The organism is Cryptosporangium japonicum, assembly GCF_039524755.1.
In the GTDB taxonomy this organism is placed as follows: domain Bacteria; phylum Actinomycetota; class Actinomycetes; order Mycobacteriales; family Cryptosporangiaceae; genus Cryptosporangium; species Cryptosporangium japonicum.
In genome coordinates, this window is sequence record NZ_BAAAGX010000032.1 from 16,714 (window position 1) to 34,634 (window position 17,921).

18 protein-coding genes and 2 tRNA genes are annotated in these 17,921 nt (G+C 68.6%); 5 read left to right on the plus strand and 15 right to left on the minus strand.

Annotated elements, in window-relative coordinates:
- Nucleotides 1-25 precede the first annotated feature (25 nt).
- Nucleotides 26-1,189: a magnesium and cobalt transport protein CorA gene (locus tag ABD437_RS34580; RefSeq protein WP_344653185.1), complete on the minus strand. Its 1,164-nt coding sequence runs from the start codon at nucleotides 1,187-1,189 to the stop codon at nucleotides 26-28.
- 159 nt (nucleotides 1,190-1,348) lie between these two features.
- Between ABD437_RS34580 and ABD437_RS34585 the strand changes: the two genes are divergently transcribed.
- The gene (locus ABD437_RS34585; RefSeq protein ID WP_344653186.1) at nucleotides 1,349-1,474 is read left to right on the plus strand and encodes a hypothetical protein; all 126 of its coding nucleotides are present in this window, start codon (nucleotides 1,349-1,351) and stop codon (nucleotides 1,472-1,474) included.
- A gap of 51 nt (nucleotides 1,475-1,525) precedes the next feature.
- Here ABD437_RS34585 and ABD437_RS34590 read toward each other — a convergent pair whose 3' ends face one another.
- The 7 genes from ABD437_RS34590 to ABD437_RS34620 form a co-directional block, all read right to left on the minus strand.
- Nucleotides 1,526-1,789, minus strand: a complete 264-nt coding sequence (locus ABD437_RS34590) for a hypothetical protein (RefSeq protein WP_344653187.1) — start codon at nucleotides 1,787-1,789, stop codon at nucleotides 1,526-1,528.
- A 13-nt stretch (nucleotides 1,790-1,802) separates the two neighbouring features.
- Nucleotides 1,803-3,485, minus strand: a complete 1,683-nt coding sequence (locus ABD437_RS34595; RefSeq protein WP_344653188.1) for a sodium:solute symporter family protein — start codon at nucleotides 3,483-3,485, stop codon at nucleotides 1,803-1,805.
- A gap of 116 nt (nucleotides 3,486-3,601) precedes the next feature.
- Nucleotides 3,602-4,708 (minus strand): LCP family protein, encoded by a 1,107-nt coding sequence (locus ABD437_RS34600; RefSeq protein WP_344653189.1) that lies wholly within the window; start codon nucleotides 4,706-4,708, stop codon nucleotides 3,602-3,604.
- A 543-nt stretch (nucleotides 4,709-5,251) separates the two neighbouring features.
- Nucleotides 5,252-5,324 (minus strand) — tRNA-Ala (locus ABD437_RS34605).
- A 45-nt stretch (nucleotides 5,325-5,369) separates the two neighbouring features.
- The gene (locus tag ABD437_RS34610; protein ID WP_344653190.1) at nucleotides 5,370-5,498 is read right to left on the minus strand and encodes a DLW-39 family protein; all 129 of its coding nucleotides are present in this window, start codon (nucleotides 5,496-5,498) and stop codon (nucleotides 5,370-5,372) included.
- A 39-nt stretch (nucleotides 5,499-5,537) separates the two neighbouring features.
- Nucleotides 5,538-5,614 (minus strand) — tRNA-Ile (locus ABD437_RS34615).
- 50 nt (nucleotides 5,615-5,664) lie between these two features.
- Nucleotides 5,665-6,255: a DUF3566 domain-containing protein gene (locus tag ABD437_RS34620; protein ID WP_425558309.1), complete on the minus strand. Its 591-nt coding sequence runs from the start codon at nucleotides 6,253-6,255 to the stop codon at nucleotides 5,665-5,667.
- 7 nt (nucleotides 6,256-6,262) lie between these two features.
- On the opposite strand from ABD437_RS34620, the gene ABD437_RS34625 reads away from it, so the two are divergent.
- Together ABD437_RS34625 and ABD437_RS34630 are read left to right on the plus strand one after the other, a co-directional pair.
- Nucleotides 6,263-6,403, plus strand: coding sequence for a hypothetical protein (locus ABD437_RS34625; RefSeq protein WP_344653191.1), 141 nt, complete (start codon nucleotides 6,263-6,265; stop codon nucleotides 6,401-6,403).
- Nucleotides 6,404-6,832: a hypothetical protein gene (locus tag ABD437_RS34630; RefSeq protein ID WP_344653192.1), complete on the plus strand. Its 429-nt coding sequence runs from the start codon at nucleotides 6,404-6,406 to the stop codon at nucleotides 6,830-6,832.
- 34 nt (nucleotides 6,833-6,866) lie between these two features.
- On the opposite strand, the gene gyrA is transcribed toward ABD437_RS34630, so the two are convergent.
- From gyrA to ABD437_RS34650, 4 genes are all read right to left on the minus strand, one after another.
- Entirely contained in the window at nucleotides 6,867-9,350 is a 2,484-nt protein-coding gene (gene gyrA, locus ABD437_RS34635; protein ID WP_344653193.1) for a DNA gyrase subunit A, read from the minus strand.
- A 94-nt stretch (nucleotides 9,351-9,444) separates the two neighbouring features.
- Entirely contained in the window at nucleotides 9,445-11,400 is a 1,956-nt protein-coding gene (gene gyrB / locus ABD437_RS34640; RefSeq protein WP_344653194.1) for a DNA topoisomerase (ATP-hydrolyzing) subunit B, read from the minus strand.
- 176 nt (nucleotides 11,401-11,576) lie between these two features.
- Nucleotides 11,577-12,104, minus strand: coding sequence for a hypothetical protein (locus ABD437_RS34645; protein WP_344653195.1), 528 nt, complete (start codon nucleotides 12,102-12,104; stop codon nucleotides 11,577-11,579).
- A gap of 92 nt (nucleotides 12,105-12,196) precedes the next feature.
- Nucleotides 12,197-12,463: a hypothetical protein gene (locus ABD437_RS34650; protein ID WP_344653196.1), complete on the minus strand. Its 267-nt coding sequence runs from the start codon at nucleotides 12,461-12,463 to the stop codon at nucleotides 12,197-12,199.
- A gap of 244 nt (nucleotides 12,464-12,707) precedes the next feature.
- Here ABD437_RS34650 and ABD437_RS34655 point away from each other — a divergent pair, with 244 nt between their 5' ends.
- Together ABD437_RS34655 and ABD437_RS34660 are read left to right on the plus strand one after the other, a co-directional pair.
- Complete coding sequence (locus tag ABD437_RS34655) at nucleotides 12,708-13,655, plus strand: NAD(P)/FAD-dependent oxidoreductase (protein ID WP_344653197.1); 948 nt, start codon at nucleotides 12,708-12,710, stop codon at nucleotides 13,653-13,655.
- Between the two features lie 113 nt (nucleotides 13,656-13,768).
- On the plus strand, nucleotides 13,769-14,977 hold the full coding sequence (locus ABD437_RS34660; RefSeq protein WP_344653198.1) for a citrate synthase: 1,209 nt from the start codon (nucleotides 13,769-13,771) through the stop codon (nucleotides 14,975-14,977).
- 14 nt (nucleotides 14,978-14,991) lie between these two features.
- On the opposite strand, the gene ABD437_RS34665 is transcribed toward ABD437_RS34660, so the two are convergent.
- The 3 genes from ABD437_RS34665 to gnd are packed head-to-tail and all read right to left on the minus strand — an operon-like array spanning nucleotide 14,992 to nucleotide 17,695.
- Nucleotides 14,992-15,573, minus strand: coding sequence for a DciA family protein (locus ABD437_RS34665; RefSeq protein WP_425558310.1), 582 nt, complete (start codon nucleotides 15,571-15,573; stop codon nucleotides 14,992-14,994).
- A complete protein-coding gene (gene recF, locus ABD437_RS34670) occupies nucleotides 15,542-16,756 on the minus strand; it encodes a DNA replication/repair protein RecF (RefSeq protein WP_344653200.1) in 1,215 nt (404 codons plus the stop codon). Before recF ends, ABD437_RS34665 begins: the two co-directional genes overlap by 32 nt.
- A gap of 6 nt (nucleotides 16,757-16,762) precedes the next feature.
- Nucleotides 16,763-17,695 (minus strand): phosphogluconate dehydrogenase (NAD(+)-dependent, decarboxylating), encoded by a 933-nt coding sequence (gene gnd / locus ABD437_RS34675; RefSeq protein WP_344653201.1) that lies wholly within the window; start codon nucleotides 17,693-17,695, stop codon nucleotides 16,763-16,765.
- Nucleotides 17,696-17,921 lie beyond the last annotated feature (226 nt).

The window sequence follows — 17,921 nt, forward strand, 5'->3', positions numbered from 1 at the left end:
CGAACCGGTCGCGGGCCCCTCGCCGTCAGAGCCACTCGGATTTCTTGAACAATCGATAGAGCCCGAAACAGATCACAAAAATGATGAACAGCACCAACGGATAGCCGAACCGCCAGGTCAGCTCGGGCATGTAATCGAAGTTCATGCCGTAGATCCCGGCGACGGCCGTCGGCACGATGCCGATCGCCGCGTACGCCGAGATCTTGCGCATGTCGTTGTTCTGCTGGATGCCGGCCTGCGCCAGGCTGGCCTGCAGGATGGAGTTCAGCAGGTCGTCGAAGCTCGCGATCTGGTCCACCACGCGGCTGTGGTGGTCGGCGACGTCCCGGATGTAGCGGCGGATCTCTTGCGGGACGCTCAGCACCGCGCCGCTCACCAGGCTCTCCAACGGCCGGGCCAGCGGAAGCACGGCCCGCTTGAGCTCCACGACCTCGCGCTTGAGCCGGTAGATCCGCGGGATGTCGACGTTCGAGCTGTCGAACACGCTGGCTTCCATCTCGTCGATGTCGTCCTCGATCGCGTCGACGACCTCGACGTAGCGGTCGACGATCTGGTCGACCACGGCGTGGAAGACCGCCCACGGGCCCTGACGAATGAGGTCGGGCCGCTGCTCGAGGTTCTTGCGCACGCCACGCAGCCGGCAGGCGTCACCGTGCCGGACGGTGATCGCGAACCGCTCGCCGAGGAACAGCATGACGTCACCGGTCTCGACCACTTCGCTGGTGGCCGTGAGCTCGCCGCTGCGGATGTACCGCGCGGTCTTGATGACGACGAACGTGACGTCGGCGTAGCGCTCGACCTTGGGTCGGGCGAACGCGACGATCGTGTCCTCGACCGCCAGTTCGTGGAGCCCGAACGTCTTGGCGACGTCGGCGAACTCGTCCGCGGTGACGTCGTGCAGGCCGAGCCAGACGAACGCGTTGTCGTTGCGCTTGGCCATCTCCAGCGCCGCCACGTAGTCCATCCGGCCGGGCTTGCGCACCCCGTCGATGTACAGGCCGCAATCCACGATCGCGGAACCCGGTGTGCGTGACGGGTGCGGGTCGGCGGCGGTGGTCGGGCCGTGGAGCGGGCGGGGCAGCACCTTGCCGAGCGTTCGGACCGGCGCGGCCAGCGCCCGTGCCATCGGCCGCGATCGCTGCCGATCAGAGGAGTGCACCTCGGTGGGCCGGATTTCACTGTTGACCATGCCGTCACCTCCCGCTCGCGGGTTCACCGCCCGTTGCCGACGCCCAAGGATAGGCCGATGTGACTCGGTACACCGCAGGTGCCGCTTGCCGAACTGTATCGATCCAGTAGCCTGGAAGACGTAAGGCAAGACACTGACGACCCCGCATGGGAGAGCTTGATGCCCGTCCTGTTGGCCCCGAGCCGACTCACGATCGGCATGATCCGCAACGGCTTCGCGGCGGTCGCGCGCCGGTTCGACGCGTGGACCCTCGAAGCGTTCAACGCTGGAACGACGTCGCGGTAAGACGTAGTACGTGTGCACCGGGGTGGCCGAAACGGCCACCCCGGTGCTGTTTCACGCGTCGGTGTCCAGCGGCGGTGCCGCGTCCGCGCGGAGCGGCCGCAGCCAGGACCAGAGCCCGAACAGGGCCCCGAGCACGAACATCCCGATGCCGGTCCACAGGTTGATACGGATCCCGTCGGCCTTCTGGATCTCCGCGTCGGAGTCGAAGATCCCGAGCAGGATCAGTACGACGCCGTAGAGCAGGAACAGGCCCGCGATCAGCCAGCGCAGGTCGAAGAGGTTCCGGGAAGCAGACTTTTCCTCGGTCTCGGACATAGCCTCTCCTGACTCAGAGGAAGACGATCGACAGGACGACGGTGATGCCGAGCGCGGTGAACCCGAGCACCTTCGGCGACTCCCACCAGCGGCGCACGTTCTGCGCGTCGGCCGCATCCGGGTTGTCCGGGTCGGGCACGCCCCACACCAGGCCCTTGACCTCGTCGATCGGCTTGGGCTTGGTGAGCAGCGTCACGATCACCGTAACCACGACGTCGACGACGAACGCGGCGATCGCGCCCCAGAAGTTCCGGCTCTGGGTCGACTCGATGAACACGATCTCCGGGATGCCGAGCTTGTCGTTCAAGCTCAGGTAAGCCAGGATCGCCGCCGCGGTACCGGAGACGAGACCCCAGAAACCGGCCCAGGCCGTCATGCGCTTCCAGAACACACCGACGATGAACGTCGCGAACAACGGGGCGTTGAAGAACGAGAACAACGCCTGGACGTAGTTCATGATGTTCTCGTAGCCGGCGGCGATGAACGCGGTGCCGATGCCGATCACGATGCCGATCACCGTGATGATGCGGCCCACCTGCAGGTAGTACCGGTCGGGCCGGTTCTTGACGACGTACGGCCGCCACAGGTCGTAGGTGAACACCGTGTTGAACGAGCTGACGTTCGCCGCCATACCGGCCATGAACGCGGCCAGCAGACCGGTGAGCGCGATGCCCAGCACGCCGTTGGGCAGGAACTTCGCCATCAGCTCCGGGATGGCGTCGTTGTAGGTGGGGCCGCCCTCCTTGCCGAGCTGCGGGATCAGCACGAGCGCGACCAGGCCCGGGATGATCGTCAGCGCGGGGATGAAGATCTTGGGGAACGCGCCGATGAGCGGTGTGCGCTGCGCCGCCGACAGGTCCTTGGCGCTCAGCGCCCGCTGCACCTCGGCGAAGTTCGTCGTCCAGTAGCCGAAGCTCAGCACGAAGCCGAGGCCGAAGACGATGCCGATCCAGTCGCCGAGCGGGTTCGTGGCGTCCCCGACTCCCGTACCGCCCCATTGGCTGAACGCCGACGCACCAAGGTCGGTGTTCTCGGTCACCTTGTCCTTCAGACCGTCCCACCCACCGACGGCCGAGAGACCGACGATGACGAGCGGGATCAGCCCGGCGAGGATCACGAAGAACTGGAGCACCTCGGTGTAGATCGCACCGGAGAGACCGCCGAGCGTGATGTAGATCAGCACGAAGCCCGCGGAGACGAAGATCGCCAGCCAGAGCGGCCAGCCGAGCAGGCTCTGGATGATCAGGCCGAGCGCGTACAGGTTGACGCCGGCGGTGAGCACGGAGGCGACCGCGAACGAGAGCGCGTTGAACGCGTGCGTCGGCGCGTTGAACCGGCGACGCAGGTACTCGGGCACGCTGTGCACCCGCGTGCTGTAGTAGAACGGCATGAGTACCAGGCCGAGGAAGACCATCGCCGGTACGGCGCCGATCCAGTAGAAGTGCACGGTGGCGATGCCGTACTCGGCACCGTTCGCCGCCATACCGAGGATCTCGAGCGCTCCGAGGTTCGCGGCGACGAATGCCAGCCCTGTCACCCAGGCCGGCAGTGCACGCCCGGAGAGGAAGAAGTCCTCACTGGTGGCCACCGCCCGCCGGGCGAGTAGTCCGATAGCGATGACGATCGCGAAATAGATGCCGAGGATCGTGTAATCGATCGCATTGACGTCTAGCGTCGCTGCGAGATCGGTCGTCATACGACCCAACCCCTTTCCGCTGGGGTCGGGCCGAGGGGGCCTGGTTTAGGGCGGCGGCGCGGCCCAGCGGAGGGCTTGTACCCCGGGGTTAAACCTGTGAACCGTACAACTTGAACTTACGAGCAGGCTCCGGTCTGGCCGGCGTTGGACGGCGGGTTGGCGGCCAGGTAGGCGTCCATCGTGTCGTCACGCATCGCGGCATAGAGCTGCTCACCCTTGACCGGATCGAGCTCGACCGAACTGCCGGCGGGCGTCTGCAGGTTGTCGGTGAGGAACGGCAGCGTGGTGCACCGCAAGTTGTCGGGCCGCACGTTCTTCAGACCCAGCGCCAGGTCGGGCAGGTTCAGGTTCTGGTCGACGGTGACCGACTCGGCGACCGTGGTGAGCAGCTTGTCGAGCTTCTTCGGGTCGGTGATGACGCCCTTGGACGTCATCTTCTTCGCGACCGCCAGGATGACGCGCTGCTGGTTCTGCATCCGGCCGAAGTCTCCACCGGGCACGGTCTTGCGTTGCCGCATGAAGTCCTGCGAGGCGTCGGGGGTGAGGAAGTTGCACCCCTTCTTCCACTTCCGGTCGGTGTGGATCGAACTCATCGAGAACGGAATGCAGACCGTGACGCCGCCGACGATGGCGACCAGTTTCCGGACGCTGCTGAAGTCGAGGATGAACGCGCCGTTCAGCGTGACGCCGGTGAGGTTCTGCACCGTCTTCGCGGTGAGCGCCGGTCCGCCGAAGTTGTAGGCCGCGTTGATCTTGTCCTTGCCGCCCTGCCACTTGCCGTCGTCGGACGCCGGGATCTCGACGTAACTGTCCCGCGGGATCGACACGATGTACGTCTTCGTCAGCGTCTTGTCGACGTGGGCGAGCATGATCGTGTCCGACCGGAGGCCCTCGGTGGCGGCGAAGCTGGGGTCGCTCGCCCGGTCGTCGGAGCCCAGGATCAGGAAGTTCAGCGGGCCCTCGGTGTACGTGGACTGCTTCTCCGTGAGGTCACCGAGGATGTCGGTGCGCTTGAGCTTGCTCTCGTAGCGGTACGTGACGCCGTAGGCGGCGGTGAGCGTGCCGCCGGCCAGCACCATCAGCACGGCACCCACCGCGATGCAGGCCTTGGCCCAGGAGGGCGCCTTCGGCTTCCTCGGCGGGAGCGAGGTGAAGCGGGCGGAGGCCGGACCGGGTGGTTCGGACGGCGTGGCCGACCGGGCCTCCTCTAGGCCTACTGCCATCACGCTCCCTAGCGTCAGTCGCGCCACCGCCCGGGGATAGCGCGAGAAACAGCCAGAAGTGTAGGGGCACCGAGCACCCCGCCACGCTGACCGCAGAACGGTCGGCGCGCCGAGCACCAGGCTTCCTGCCGCACCTCAGCGGGCGGCTCCGGTGATATCCGGCGACTTCCGGTCCAACGCCTGATTCGCGGCCCTCTACCAGTGGTTTTCGTCAGCCGGCAGGTATATCGCGACCAGTCGACAGGGAGCATAGCCAAGCAACTGATGAAACCACCCAGTGATCAGGAGACTGTGGATTGTTCCAACCAAAGGGATGAGTATCCGATCACTCTCCGGAGCGGAGTCCTACTGAATGTAATTGACTTCCGACATTGGTGCAGGTCGGTAATGAACCAGCCGACCCATAACGCAATCTCCGGTGCAGGAAATGGGCATTTTCCGTTATTACCGGGATAAGGAACGAGCGAACCATGATACGGACGGAGAACGACAAAAACCGGGGCTGCGCTGGTTAGCGCAACCCCGGTGGTGTCCGGTTCGAAGTGGAGACGAGGGGAATCGAACCCCTAACCCCCGCCTTGCAAAGGCGGTGCTCTGCCAATTGAGCTACGTCCCCGTCACGCCGTGGGCGCTACCAGGACGCCGCAGCGGCGGAGAAGAATCAGCGGTGGTCGGGCGCGGTGGTGGCCTCGTGCCAGAGCTCACGCTCGTCGCTGGCTTCCTTGAACTTCCTGGCGGCCAGAACGGCGATACCCGCGACGGCCGCGAGTACGAGCGCCTTCTTCCACATGGAGAATGCTCCCTTCTCCGCCCCCACCTGTGCGGGCGCTGGTGGGGCTAGCTGGAATCGAACCAGCGACCTCATCGTTATCAGCGATGCGCTCTAACCGACTGAGCTATAGCCCCCGACGCGAGACGAAACGTTACCCTACCCGTCCGCCCCGCCCCAAACCGAGTTACTGGTTCCGCTCGGCCAGCGTCAGCTCGACGCCACCGACCAGGTCGGCACACACGTTGTAGATGAACGCCCCGAGCGTCGCCAGCGCGGTGAAAAGCACCATGTTGACCGCTCCGAGCAGCGCCGATCCACCGATCACCATCTTCGCGGTGATCGCCAGGTCGACACCCTGGCTACCGTCCTGGCCCGCGGTGACCGTGCTGATCGTCTCGTTGAGGCTGTCCCACACGCCGAGCGCGCCGAGCACCATGTACAGGATCGACGTCGCGACGATCGACGCGATGAACAGCACCAGCGACACCGCGAACGAGAACTTCATCACCGACCACGGGTCGACCTTCTTCAGCTGCAGCCGAGCCCGGCGTGGGCCCCGGCTGGCGGCCGCCGAGACGGTTTGACGCGCTGACCGGACCGCTTCGCCGACCTGGACACGCGGCGGCGCCGCGGAACCCGGCTGCTGCACCGCGGCGCCACCCGAGACCGGCGCGGCGGCCGCCACCGAGCCCGGCACCGCCTGGGCCGCGGGCGGGATCACCGACGCCGTTCCCGGACGGCTCGTCTGGGCCGGACCGGAGTCGAACGAGGGCATGGCCGCCGTGGCCGCGGCTGCGGGCTGGTTGCTCGCGGCCGGCTTGGCCGCCGGCGTGATGCGTGTGGCCGCGGCACCGTTGCCGGCGCCGGACGTCGGCGGAGTGCTGCCACCGCCCGACGGCGCCGGCGTGACCGGCTTGCCGTAGGTGGTGCCCTGGCTCTTCGCCGCCGGTCGGCCCGCCCCGTTCGACGCACCCGACGTCGGTGCCGCGCTCGACGCGGTCGACGACGAGCTGCTGGTGGTGCCGGCGGCCGGCGCCGCGGCGGCCGGCGTGGCCTTCGCGGCCGCCGGCTTGGTGGGCGCGGCCGACTTGGCCGTCGGAGCGGCCGCCCCGCCGCCCGAGGCGGGCTTGGCGCCCGCCCCGGTGGCCGGTTTTGTCGTCGACGAATCCGGGGTGCCCGGCTTCGCCGGCTGCTTCGGCGCAGCCGACGCGGGCTTGGCGGCCGACGCCCCGGTGCCCGCGCTCCGCGTCGTGTTCTCACGCGACGGCGTGCCGGAGCCCCCCACGGTGGCTCTGCCCACGGTGGCCTTACCCACCGCGGCCGACGCCCGGGCCGAGGCGCTCGAGTTCTGAGCGCCCGGACCGTCCGTGTTCTCGGAGTCAGTCATCAGCCGTCCTGTCCGTCAGGTTCATCCTCGTTGCGCGCGATCGCCACCAGTGTTACCCCGGCCGGGAGCTCCATGAGCTTCACTCCCATCGTGTTCCGGTCACGAGTGCGCCGCACTTGGCGCACCGGCGTCCGGATCACGCCACCGTTGGACGTGATGGCGAAGAGCTCATCATCGGTGGTCACTGCAAGCGCCGCGATGAGCCGTCCCCGCTTGGACACGATCCTGGCAGTGACGACCCCCTTACCACCACGACCTTGGACGGGATACTCCTCGATCGGCGTCCGCTTGGCGAATCCGCCCTCGGTCGCGACGAGGACGTCCATGCCCTCCCGGGCGACGTGCATCGAGAGCAACTCGTCCTCACCGGTGAAGCGCATCCCGATGACACCCGAGGTGGCGCGGCCCATCGGACGCAACGTGTCGTCGTCGGCGCGGAACCGGATCGCCTGGGCCTGCTTGCTCACCAGCAGCAGATCGTCGTTCTCGGTGATCAGTTCGGCCCCGACCAGCTCGTCTTCCTCACGCAGGTTGATCGCGATGACGCCGCCCTGCCGGTTCGAGTCGAACTCGGTGAGCTTCGTCTTCTTGACCAGGCCGTTGCGGGTCGCGAGCACGAGGTACGGCGCGTCCTCGTAGGTGCGGATCTCGATGACCTCGGCGATGTGCTCGTCGGGCTGGAACGCGAGCAGGTTCGCGACGTGCTGACCGCGTGCGGTGCGGCTCGCCTCCGGCAACTCGTACGCCTTGACCCGGTAGACGCGGCCCTTGTTCGTGAAGAACAGGATCCAGTCGTGCGTCGAGCAGACGAAGAAGTGCGCGACGATGTCGTCCTGCTTGAGCGCGGCACCCTGCACGCCCTTGCCACCCCGCCGCTGGGAGCGGTAGAGGTCGACCTTGGTGCGCTTGGCGTACCCGGTGCGGGTGATCGTGACGACCACCGGCTCCTCGGCGATGAGGTCTTCCATCGAGACGTCACCGTCGTACGGCAGGATCGTGGTGCGCCGGTCGTCGCCGTACTTCTCGACGATCGCGGCCAGCTCCTCGCCGATGATCTGGCGCTGACGCTCGTCGCTGGCCAGGATCGCCTCGAGCTCGGCGATGTCGGCCATGATCTGGTTGTACTCGTCGGTGATCTTCTGCCGCTCCAGGGCGGCGAGCCGACGCAGCTGCATGTCGAGGATCGCGGTGGCCTGCAGCTCGTCGATCTCGAGCAGCTGCATCAGGCCGGTGCGGGCGAGCTCGACCGTCTCCGAGGCCCGGATCAGGGCGATGACCTCGTCGAGCGCGTCCAGCGCCTTGAGGTAACCGCGCAAGATGTGGGCCCGCTCCTCCTTCTTGCGGAGGCGGTAGCGGGTGCGCCGGACGATGACCTCGACCTGGTGGGCGACGTAGTACCGCACCATCTGGGCGATGTTGAGCGTGCGCGGCACGCCGTCGACGATCGCCAGCATGTTGACGCCGAACGAATCCTGCAGCTGGGTGTGCTTGTACAGGTTGTTCAGCACGACCTTGGCGACCGCGTCGCGCTTGAGCACGAGCACCAGGCGCTGACCGGTACGGCCGGAGGACTCGTCGCGGATGTCGGCGATGCCGGCGAGCTTGCCCTCCTTCACCAGCTCGGCGATGCGCTCGGCCAGGTTGTCGGGGTTGACCTGGTACGGCAGCTCGGTGACGACGAGCATCTGGCGGCCGCGGCGGTCCTCCTCGACCTCGACGACCGAGCGCATCCGGACCAGCCCGCGGCCGGTGCGGTACGCGTCGGCGATGCCCTCGGCGCCGACGATCAGGGCGCCGGTCGGGAAGTCCGGCCCCTTGATCCGCGCCGCCATCGCCACGATGGTCTCTTCCTCGGGCGCGTCCGGGTTGTCCAGGCACCACTGGACGCCGGCCGCGACCTCGCGCAGGTTGTGCGGCGGGATGTTCGTCGCCATCCCGACCGCGATACCGGCGGAGCCGTTGACCAGCAGGTTCGGGAACCGAGCGGGCAGGATCGCCGGCTCGGTGGCCCGACCGTCGTAGTTCGGGACCATGTCGACGGTGTCTTCGTCGATGTCCCGGACCATCTCCATGGCCAGCGGGTCGAGGCGGCACTCGGTGTACCGCATGGCTGCGGCCGGGTCGTTGCCCGGCGAGCCGAAGTTGCCGTTGCCGTCGATCAGCGGGTGGCGCAGCGACCAGGGCTGCGCCATCCGGACCAGGGTGTCGTAGATCGAGGTGTCACCGTGCGGGTGGAACTGACCCATGACGTCACCGACGACACGGGAGCACTTCACGTAGCCGCGTTCCGGACGGTAACCACCGTCGTACATGCCGTAGAGGACCTTGCGGTGCACGGGCTTGAGGCCGTCACGCACGTCCGGCAGCGCGCGCCCGACGATGACGCTCATCGCGTAGTCGAGGTAGCTGCGCTGCATCTCCACTTCGAGCCCGACTGGCTCGACGCGGTCGCCGGGCGGTGGCGGGGTCGTCGTCTCGGTCACGAACTGCCTTCCGGTGTGGATATCGTTCCCGGCTCAGCAGGGATTTGTACGATATGCCGGTTTAAGGTGTGGATAAGGCTGTGCACTGTGTGGACTAGATGTCCAGGAAACGGACATCCTTGGCGTTCTGCTGGATGAACGAGCGGCGGGCCTCGACGTCCTCACCCATCAGGACGCTGAACAGGTTGTCAGCCGTTGCCGCGTCGTCGAGAGTCACCTGGAGCAGCGTGCGGGTGGCCGGGTTCATCGTGGTCTCCCACAGCTCCGGGTAGTTCATCTCGCCCAGACCCTTGAACCGCTGGATGTCGTCCGGCTTCGCCTTCGGGTTCTTCTCCTGGCGCAGCTTGATGAGCCCGTCGCGCTCGCGGTCGGAGAACGCGTACTGGGCGTCGTCGCCCTTCTTGTTCCACTTCACCTTGTAGAGCGGCGGCTGGGCCAGGTAGACGTGGCCGAGCTCCACCAGCGGCTTCATGAAGCGGAACAGCAGCGTGAGCAGCAGCGTGCGGATGTGCTGGCCGTCGACGTCGGCGTCGGCCATCAGCACGATCTTGTGGTAGCGGAGCTTCTCGATGTCGAACTCGTCGTGGATGCCGGTACCCAGCGCGGTGATCAGCGACTGGACCTCGTTGTTCTTCAGCACCCGGTCGATGCGGGCCTTCTCCACGTTCAGGATCTTGCCGCGGATGGGCAGGATCGCCTGGAACTTGGGATCGCGGCCCTGCTTGGCCGAGCCGCCGGCCGAGTCACCCTCGACGATGTAGAGCTCGCACTCACGCGGATCGGACGACTGGCAGTCCGACAGCTTGCCCGGCATCGCGTTAGAGTCGAGCGCGCTCTTGCGGCGGGCCAGCTTGCGGGCCTGCTGCGCGGCGATGCGCGCGCGTGAGGCGGCGGAGGCCTTCTGGATGATCGAGCGCGCCTCGCTGGGGTTGCGCTCGAACCAGTCGTTCAGCCACTCGTTGCAGATCTTCTGGACGAACGACTTCACCTCGGTGTTGCCGAGCTTGGTCTTCGTCTGGCCCTCGAACTGCGGGTCGGCGATCTTGACGCTGATGATCGCGGCCAGGCCCTCGCGGATGTCGTCACCGGTGAGGTTGTCGTCGTTGCCGCGCAGGAGCTTCTTCTCCTTGGCGTAACGGTTGACGATGCTCGTCAGCGACGTGCGGAAACCCTCGTCGTGGGTGCCGCCCTCGTGGGTGTTGATCGTGTTCGCGAACGAGTGGATCGACTCGCGGTAACTCTCGTTCCACTGCATCGCGACCTCGACGGCGAGGCCCTGGCTCTCCCCGGCGAACTCGATGACGCTCTTGTGGATCGGGGTGTTCTTCTCGTTCAGGAACCGGACGTAGTCCGCGATGCCGCCCTTGTACTGGTACGTGTAGTCGCGGGGCTTGTCGCCACGGTCGCCGTCGGGGTCGCGCTCGTCGCGCAGGATCAGCGTCAGCCCCCGGTTGAGGAACGCCATCTCCTGCATGCGGCGGCGGATCGTCTCGAGGTTGTAGACCGTGGTCTCGAAGATCGTCGGGTCGGCCCAGAACGTGATCGAGGTGCCGTGCTCGCTGGTCGAGCCGCGCTTCTCGAGCTTGGCGGCCGGCTGCGTGTTCACGTACGGCTGGTACCAGACGAAGCCCTCGGTCTTGATCTCGACCTCGAGCTTGTGCGACAGCGCGTTGACGACCGAGACGCCGACGCCGTGCAGACCGCCGGAGACCGCGTAGGACTTGCCGTCGAACTTGCCGCCCGCGTGCAGAACGGTGAGGACGACCTCGACGGCCGGGCGCTTCTCGACCGGGTGCATGCCCACCGGGATGCCACGGCCGTTGTCGACGACCCGCACGCCGCCGTCGTCGAGCAGAGTGACCTCGACCGTGTCGCAGTAACCGGCGAGCGCCTCGTCGACCGCGTTGTCCACGACCTCCCACACCATGTGGTGGAGGCCGCGCTCACCGGTGGAACCGATGTACATACCGGGGCGCTTGCGGACCGCTTCGAGACCTTCGAGAACAGTGATGGAGCTGGCGTCGTAGCCGGACTTCTTCTTTTCTGACACGGACTGGCCTCGGCTGCTCTCTCCACCGGCGGTCCGGCGGCGTCGGGCGAGCGCGGCGCGGCGGAGCCTGACACGCGCGGGTACCGCTCCAGTCTAGCCGCCCCGTCCGACAGGAAGTCGCAGCGGCGCGTCCTGTGGGCGAGCTGACGCTTCCGAGCCCCCATCCACGTGGGTACCTACTGGGGCTGCCTGCGGACTTCGTACGACCGATTTCCCGGCGAGCGCCTCACCGCAGTGGTGGTGGGGTAGCGACCGTATCGCGGGGGTGCGACGGATTCCGCTCCCTCCGGTGTCGCCGCAGCCGTTTCACGGTCGCCGCGCTCGGGCGACCCAGGCACGTCCGCCGAGGTGGGAGGCGGTTCACCGGCCGGGGCGTCGAGTGCGGGGCCGGGCTGGACGGCACCGGCCGCCGATGCTCCACCGGACGCCAGCCTCGCCGCGAAGACCCGGAGGAGGTCGGCGGTCTGGTTGAGCGGCGCGACCGTGCGGCCCGCTCGATCGGCGGCCTGGCTGAGCCGGGCCGCGAGATGGGGTGGGGCGGTGATCGCCGGGCCGTCCTCCGGCTGGTCGAACCGGGCGGTGTGCACCGTGCTGGCCGCCTCGCGCAGTTTCCGCGACGCCTCCAGCACCGGTTGCCGGTGCTGCTGGGCCTGGTCGGAGAGGAAACGGAGCCGACCGGCTATCCGTTCCAACTCAGATGCCATCGGGCCGCCTCCAAGAACCATCGGTACCGGTTCGAGCGCTCTCCGTGGTCATTCTCGCACCGGATACACGTGAATCGACGGGAGCGTCGTACTCACTCAGGTACCTGCGCGACGAACTCGCGACCGGCTTCGACCGCGTTGCGCATCAGCAGGATCGACCGGTCGAGCTCCTCGAGGTTCATCTGCAGCAGATCCAGGATGCGCCGGTCGTTCCCGGTCGCCGAGCCGGCGATCTCGGCACTGACCTCGGCGACGGCATCGCGGATCTGCTGTCTCAGGTTGTCGAGGCTCGCTGCTTGGCGGTCGACCTCACCCAGCCGAGCGAGAAGCCGCCGTTTCTCGGCTGCCGCAGTCGCCATGGCGGATCACTGTAGCGGCCCCGCGCGGAGCTCAGTTGGTCGGTGAAGCACCCGATAACGGAGTGCCGAAAGAGGTCCGAATGTTGTGACGATCCGTGTCGATCAACATCGATCGTAGTTGATCCACATATCCACAGGGAGGCTGTGGATAACTTTTATGTTGATCAACATTGAACGCCGTTGATGTGGATTGATGGGGAGCCCACCGAGATGCGCTCGGCCACCGAACTGTGACGATGGGGACATGGCGTCTGACGTGCAGATCATTGGGGCCGGTGTCGCAGGGCTGGCCTGCGCGCGAGCGATCGCGGGAGCCGGACATCGGGTAGTCGTCCGCGAGGCCGCGGCCGCCGTCGGCGGGCGGATGGCCACCCGCGTGCTCGACGGTCGGCCGGTCGACCTGGGGGCGTCGTACCTGACCGCCCGGGACGAGGAGTTCCGCACGGTCGTCGACGACTGGGTGCGCCGGGGCCTGGCTCATCCCTGGACCAACGCGTTCGCCGTGCACACGCGGCTGGGCTCCGAGCGCACCGACGACGGACCGGTCCGCTACGGCGCCGCGGGTGGCCTCCGTTCCCTGGTCGAGGACCTGGCGACCGGGCTGCTCGTCTCGCTCGAGGACCGGGTCACCAGCGTCGGACCGGGGCCTCGGGTCAACGGCTGGCCCGCCGACGCCGTCGTGCTCGCGATGCCGGACCCGCAGGCCCGGCGGCTGCTCGCCCCGGAGTGCCTGGACGAGCTCGGCCCGCTCACGGAATCCCCCTGGTCACCGGGGCTCGCGGTGGCTGCGGGCTGGGCCGAGCGGAGCTGGGACGTCGACGGCGTCTTCGTCCACGACGACCCGGCGGTCGAGTGGATCGCGGACGACGGCCGGCGGCGCGCCGACACGGCTCCGGTACTGGTCGCCCACACCACGGCCGAGTTCGCGTCCGAATACGCCGACGACCCGGACTCCGCCATCGGCCCGGTCGTGGACACCGTGCGCTCGATCCTCGACATCGACGACGAGCCGCGCTGGACGTTCGTACAGCCCTGGCCGCAGGCGCGGCCGCTCGAACCGCAGGCGACGCCGTACCACTTCGGCGAGGCGCGGATCGGGCTCTGCGGCGACGCCTGGGGCTCGCCGCGGGTCGAAACGGCGTGGACCTCGGGGCACCGACTAGGTCTGGAGATAGCCCGCACGCTGGGGTAGATCGATATTGATCCACATATCCACAAGACACCTGTGGATACCGCCAGCCCGCGAGGACAGCACATCGATACATTGATCAATGTGCACTGGCCGGCTGAGCGGGGAGGTGGAGGATGACCGAAGAGGTCGCCCTGCTGTCCACCGTCGAGGCCGCGCGGCGGCTGGGCGTCAAGCCGGCCACGCTGTACGCATACGTGAGCCGCGGACTGCTGTCCCGGGTACGCGGCGCCGACGGTCGCACCAGCTATTTCGACCCGGCCGAACTCGATCAGATGGCCCACCAGCCACGCACCCCCGCGGCCGGCAACGGCGGGGGGCCGGTTGTCCGGTCGGCGGTGAGCGAGGTCCGCGAGCAGCGGCTCTGGTACCGGGGGCGGGACGCGTGCGAGATGGCCCGCACCGAGTCGTTCGAGGCGGTAGCGGGGTGGCTCTGGTCGGAGCGTCGGAGCCAGCCGCTGTCCTTCACGAGCCCGGCGGAGTTCGTCGACGCCGCCCGCTCCGTGTCGCACGGCCTGCCGCCCACCGTGCGGCTCCTCGACCGGATCCGGGCCATCGTGGCGGCGATCGGGGCGGTCGACCCGCTGCGGGCCGACCTCCGGCCGGAAGCCGTGATGATCACCGCGGCCACGTTGATCGGTGCGCTCGTCGACGGGCTGCCCCGGCAGGACGGCGGGGCGCGCGCGGACGGCTCGGTGGCGCAGCGTCTCTGGGGCGCGCTGAGCTCACTGCCCCCGGAGCCGGCCGCGGTCGCACCGCTGAACACCGCGCTCGGTCTGCTCGCCGATCACGCGGTCACCGCGTCCACCTTGGCGGCCCGGGTCGCGGCCTCGGCCAGAGCCCACCCGTACGCCGCCGTCGGCGCCGCGCTGTACACGCTGGACGGGCCGGTGGAGAGCGGCTCGGCCGCGCTCGTGCACCGCACGCTGGCCGAGGCCGAGCGGGACGGCAGCGTGGCGGTCGTCACGCGCCTGCTGGACCAGAACAACCAACTGCCCGGCTTCGGTCACCCGCTCTACCCCGACGGTGATCCCCGTGGCCGCACGCTCATCGACGTACTGGCCACCGAACCGCCCCACCGTGGTCGCTGGGAGGCGGTCGAGCAGTTCCTGGCCACCGGTGGGCGCGGCCGCCCGCTGGCCCCCACGATCGATTTCGGGGTGGCCGCGCTGACGTTCACCGCGGGCATGCCCGCCGACGCCGGGCTGGCGATCCTGGCGGTGGCGCGGTGCGCCGGCTGGGTGGCGCACACGCTGGAGGAGTACGGCGAAGAGGTCGACCGCTTCCACGTCGACCCACCGACCCGCCGCGGGCGTCAGCCGTAGGCGTCGCGCGGGCGTCAGCCGTAGGTGTCGCGGGGGCCGCGGCCGCGGATCGAGAGTGGGCCGCGCTTCCAGCTCGGTGCGGCCGGGCCGTGCACCCGGATCTTGCGGACCACGTTCGGCCCCACCTCGGCCGCCAGCATTCCCAGCAGCTTCCCGGAGAGCAGCCGGAGCTGGGTGGCCCAGGCCGTCGACTCCGCCTGCAGCGTCAGTTCGCCGTCGCGCAGGCCGACCGGCTTCGACTTCGCGGCGATCTCGGGACCGACGAGGCTCTCCCAGTCCCCGATGACCCGGGCTTCGGCGGTGGGGCGATCCCAGCCGCGCTCGGCCACCATCCGGCGGACCAGCCGGCCCAACGGCTGCGGATCACGCGGATCGGGCCCGGCGCCGCTCCACCGCCGGCGCTTCGGGCTCTGTCCGTCGCCGGGTTGCCGCTTGGGCGCCCCGGGGCGAGTGGTGTACGTGCGGCCGGCGGCCCGTGCGGCGTCGAGTGCGGCCCTGGCCAGCTGCGGCCCGGTCGGCCGGGTGCCGGCGTAGGGCGGCGGCTCAGGGTTCTGCGGTGGTTCCTCAGACACGAGTGACCTCCCCGGCCGCGACATCAAAACGTGCGCCCTGCAGCGTCGGCGGAACGTCTTCGGCGACGGCCGCGGTGACCAGCACCTGTGAAGCATCCCGCACCAGCCCGGCCAGGCGCTCGCGACGCTGGGAATCCAGCTCGGCGAAGACGTCGTCGAGGATCAGCACCGGCTCACCGCCATCGGCGCTGAGCAGCTCGTAGCTGCCGAGCCGCAGGGCGAGCGCGTACGACCAGCCCTCGCCGTGGCTGGCGTACCCCTTCGCCGGCAGGTCACCCAGCCAGAGCACGACGTCGTCGCGGTGCGGGCCGACGAGCGTGATGCCCCGTTCGATCTCCTGGCTCCGCGCCTCGGCGAGGGCCGAGAGGATGTGCCGCGTCAGCGTCGGTACGTCGACGTTGAACTCGGGGCGGTCGGCCACCGGCTCCGGGGTGTCGGAAACCGTGTCGCCGTGCGTGGAGGAGCGATAGGCCAGCCGCGTGCGGCCCTTGCCCGCGCTCACCGCGTCGTAGGCCTTGGCGACGTACGGCTCCAGCGCGCCGAGCACCTCCAACCGGCCGGCCAGCAGCTCGGCGCCGTGCGTGGCCAGGTGGCCGTCCCACACCTCGAGCGTGCGGAGGTCTCCCCCGGATGTTCCACGTGAAGCACGCCGGGCCGACGCGGCCGTGCGCAGGAGTGCGTTGCGCTGCTTGAGCACCCGGTCGTAGTCGGCGCGCACCGCGGCGAAACGCGGCGAGCGGGCGACGAGGAGGTCGTCGACGAACCGGCGCCGCTCGGACGGGTCGCCGCGCACCAGCGCCAGGTCTTCCGGGGCGAACAGCACCGTGCGCAGGGCACCGAGGACGTCGCGTGGGCGCCCCACCGGCGACCGGTTGAGCCGCGCCCGGTTGGCCTTGCCCGGCACGATCTCCAGCTCGACGATCAGCTCGCGCCCGTCCCGGACGACCGCGGCCCGGATCACCGCGCGGGTGGCACCGGCGCGCACCAGCGGCGCGTCGGTGGCCACCCGGTGACTTCCCAGGGTGGCGACGTAGCCGATCGCCTCGACGAGGTTGGTCTTGCCCTGCCCGTTGGGGCCGACGAACACGTTCGGGCCGGGAACCAGGTCGACGGAGACCGCGGCATAGCTGCGGTAGTCGACCAGCGACAGGTGGCGGACGTGCGTGCCACCCTGCCGGTTGGGGGTCCCGGCCCGATCCGTGCTCATCTCACCTCAGGAATCGACGGTGCCGCCGGGCCCACCGGCGCCGGACTCGGCAGCGGCCTGGGACGCCTTCGTGACGGCGTGGCCGCCGAACTGGTTGCGCAACGCCGCGACGGCCTTCATCGCCGGCGAATCGTCCTGGCGGGAACTGAATCGTGCGAACAGCGACGCTGTGATGACCGGCATCGGGACCGAGTGGTTGATGGCCTCCTCGACCGTCCACCGTCCCTCCCCCGAGTCGTTGACGTAGCCCTTGATGTCGTCCAGGTTGGGGTCCTCCTCGAGCGCCTTCACCAGGAGGTCGAGCAGCCAGGAGCGAACCACGGTGCCCTGCGTCCAGCTCCTGAGCACACCCGGAACGTCCTCGACGACGTCAGTGGCGGCGAGCAGTTCGTAGCCCTCCGCGTAGGCCTGCATCATCCCGTACTCGATGCCGTTGTGAACCATCTTCGAGAAGTGCCCGGCGCCGATCGGGCCTGCGTGCACGAAGCCCGACTCACCCTCCGGCTTGAGCGCGTCGAAGATCGGCTGCACGACCGCCACGTGTTCGGCGGTGCCGCCCACCATCAGCGCATAGCCGTTCTGGAGACCCCAGACACCACCGGAGACTCCGGCGTCGACGTATCCGACGCCCTTCTCGGCGAGCAGATCGGCGTTCACCCTGTCGTCGGTGAACCGTGAGTTGCCGCCGTCGACGACCACGTCGCCTTCGGAGAGCAGCTCGCCGAGCTCCTTGACCGTGGCGCGGGTCGGGTCACCCGCGGGGACCATCACCCAGACGACGCGCGGCGAGGTCGTGAACGCGTCCACGAGCTCGGTGAGGCTGCCGACGTCGGCGATCTCGTGGTTGCGGTCGTACCCGATGACGGTGTGGCCGGCGCGGCGCAGACGCTCACGCATGTTGCCGCCCATCTTGCCGAGCCCGATGAGGCCGATCTCCATCCTGCTGCTCCCCTGCTCCTCGCGTGGCGATACCGGCCCGGTCTTCCCCACGAAACGACCCGGCGCGGCCGATTTGAGTGCCGCATGGCGTCCAGCCTGACGGTCGTGCCCCGGCACGACCGTCTCCACACACCAGACGCTTCATGATCGATTCTTCCCCGAGCCCGGCACGGGGATGTCAACCGGTCCCCGGCTATCTGGCGACGAGCCGGGGAACCGCCCGCGA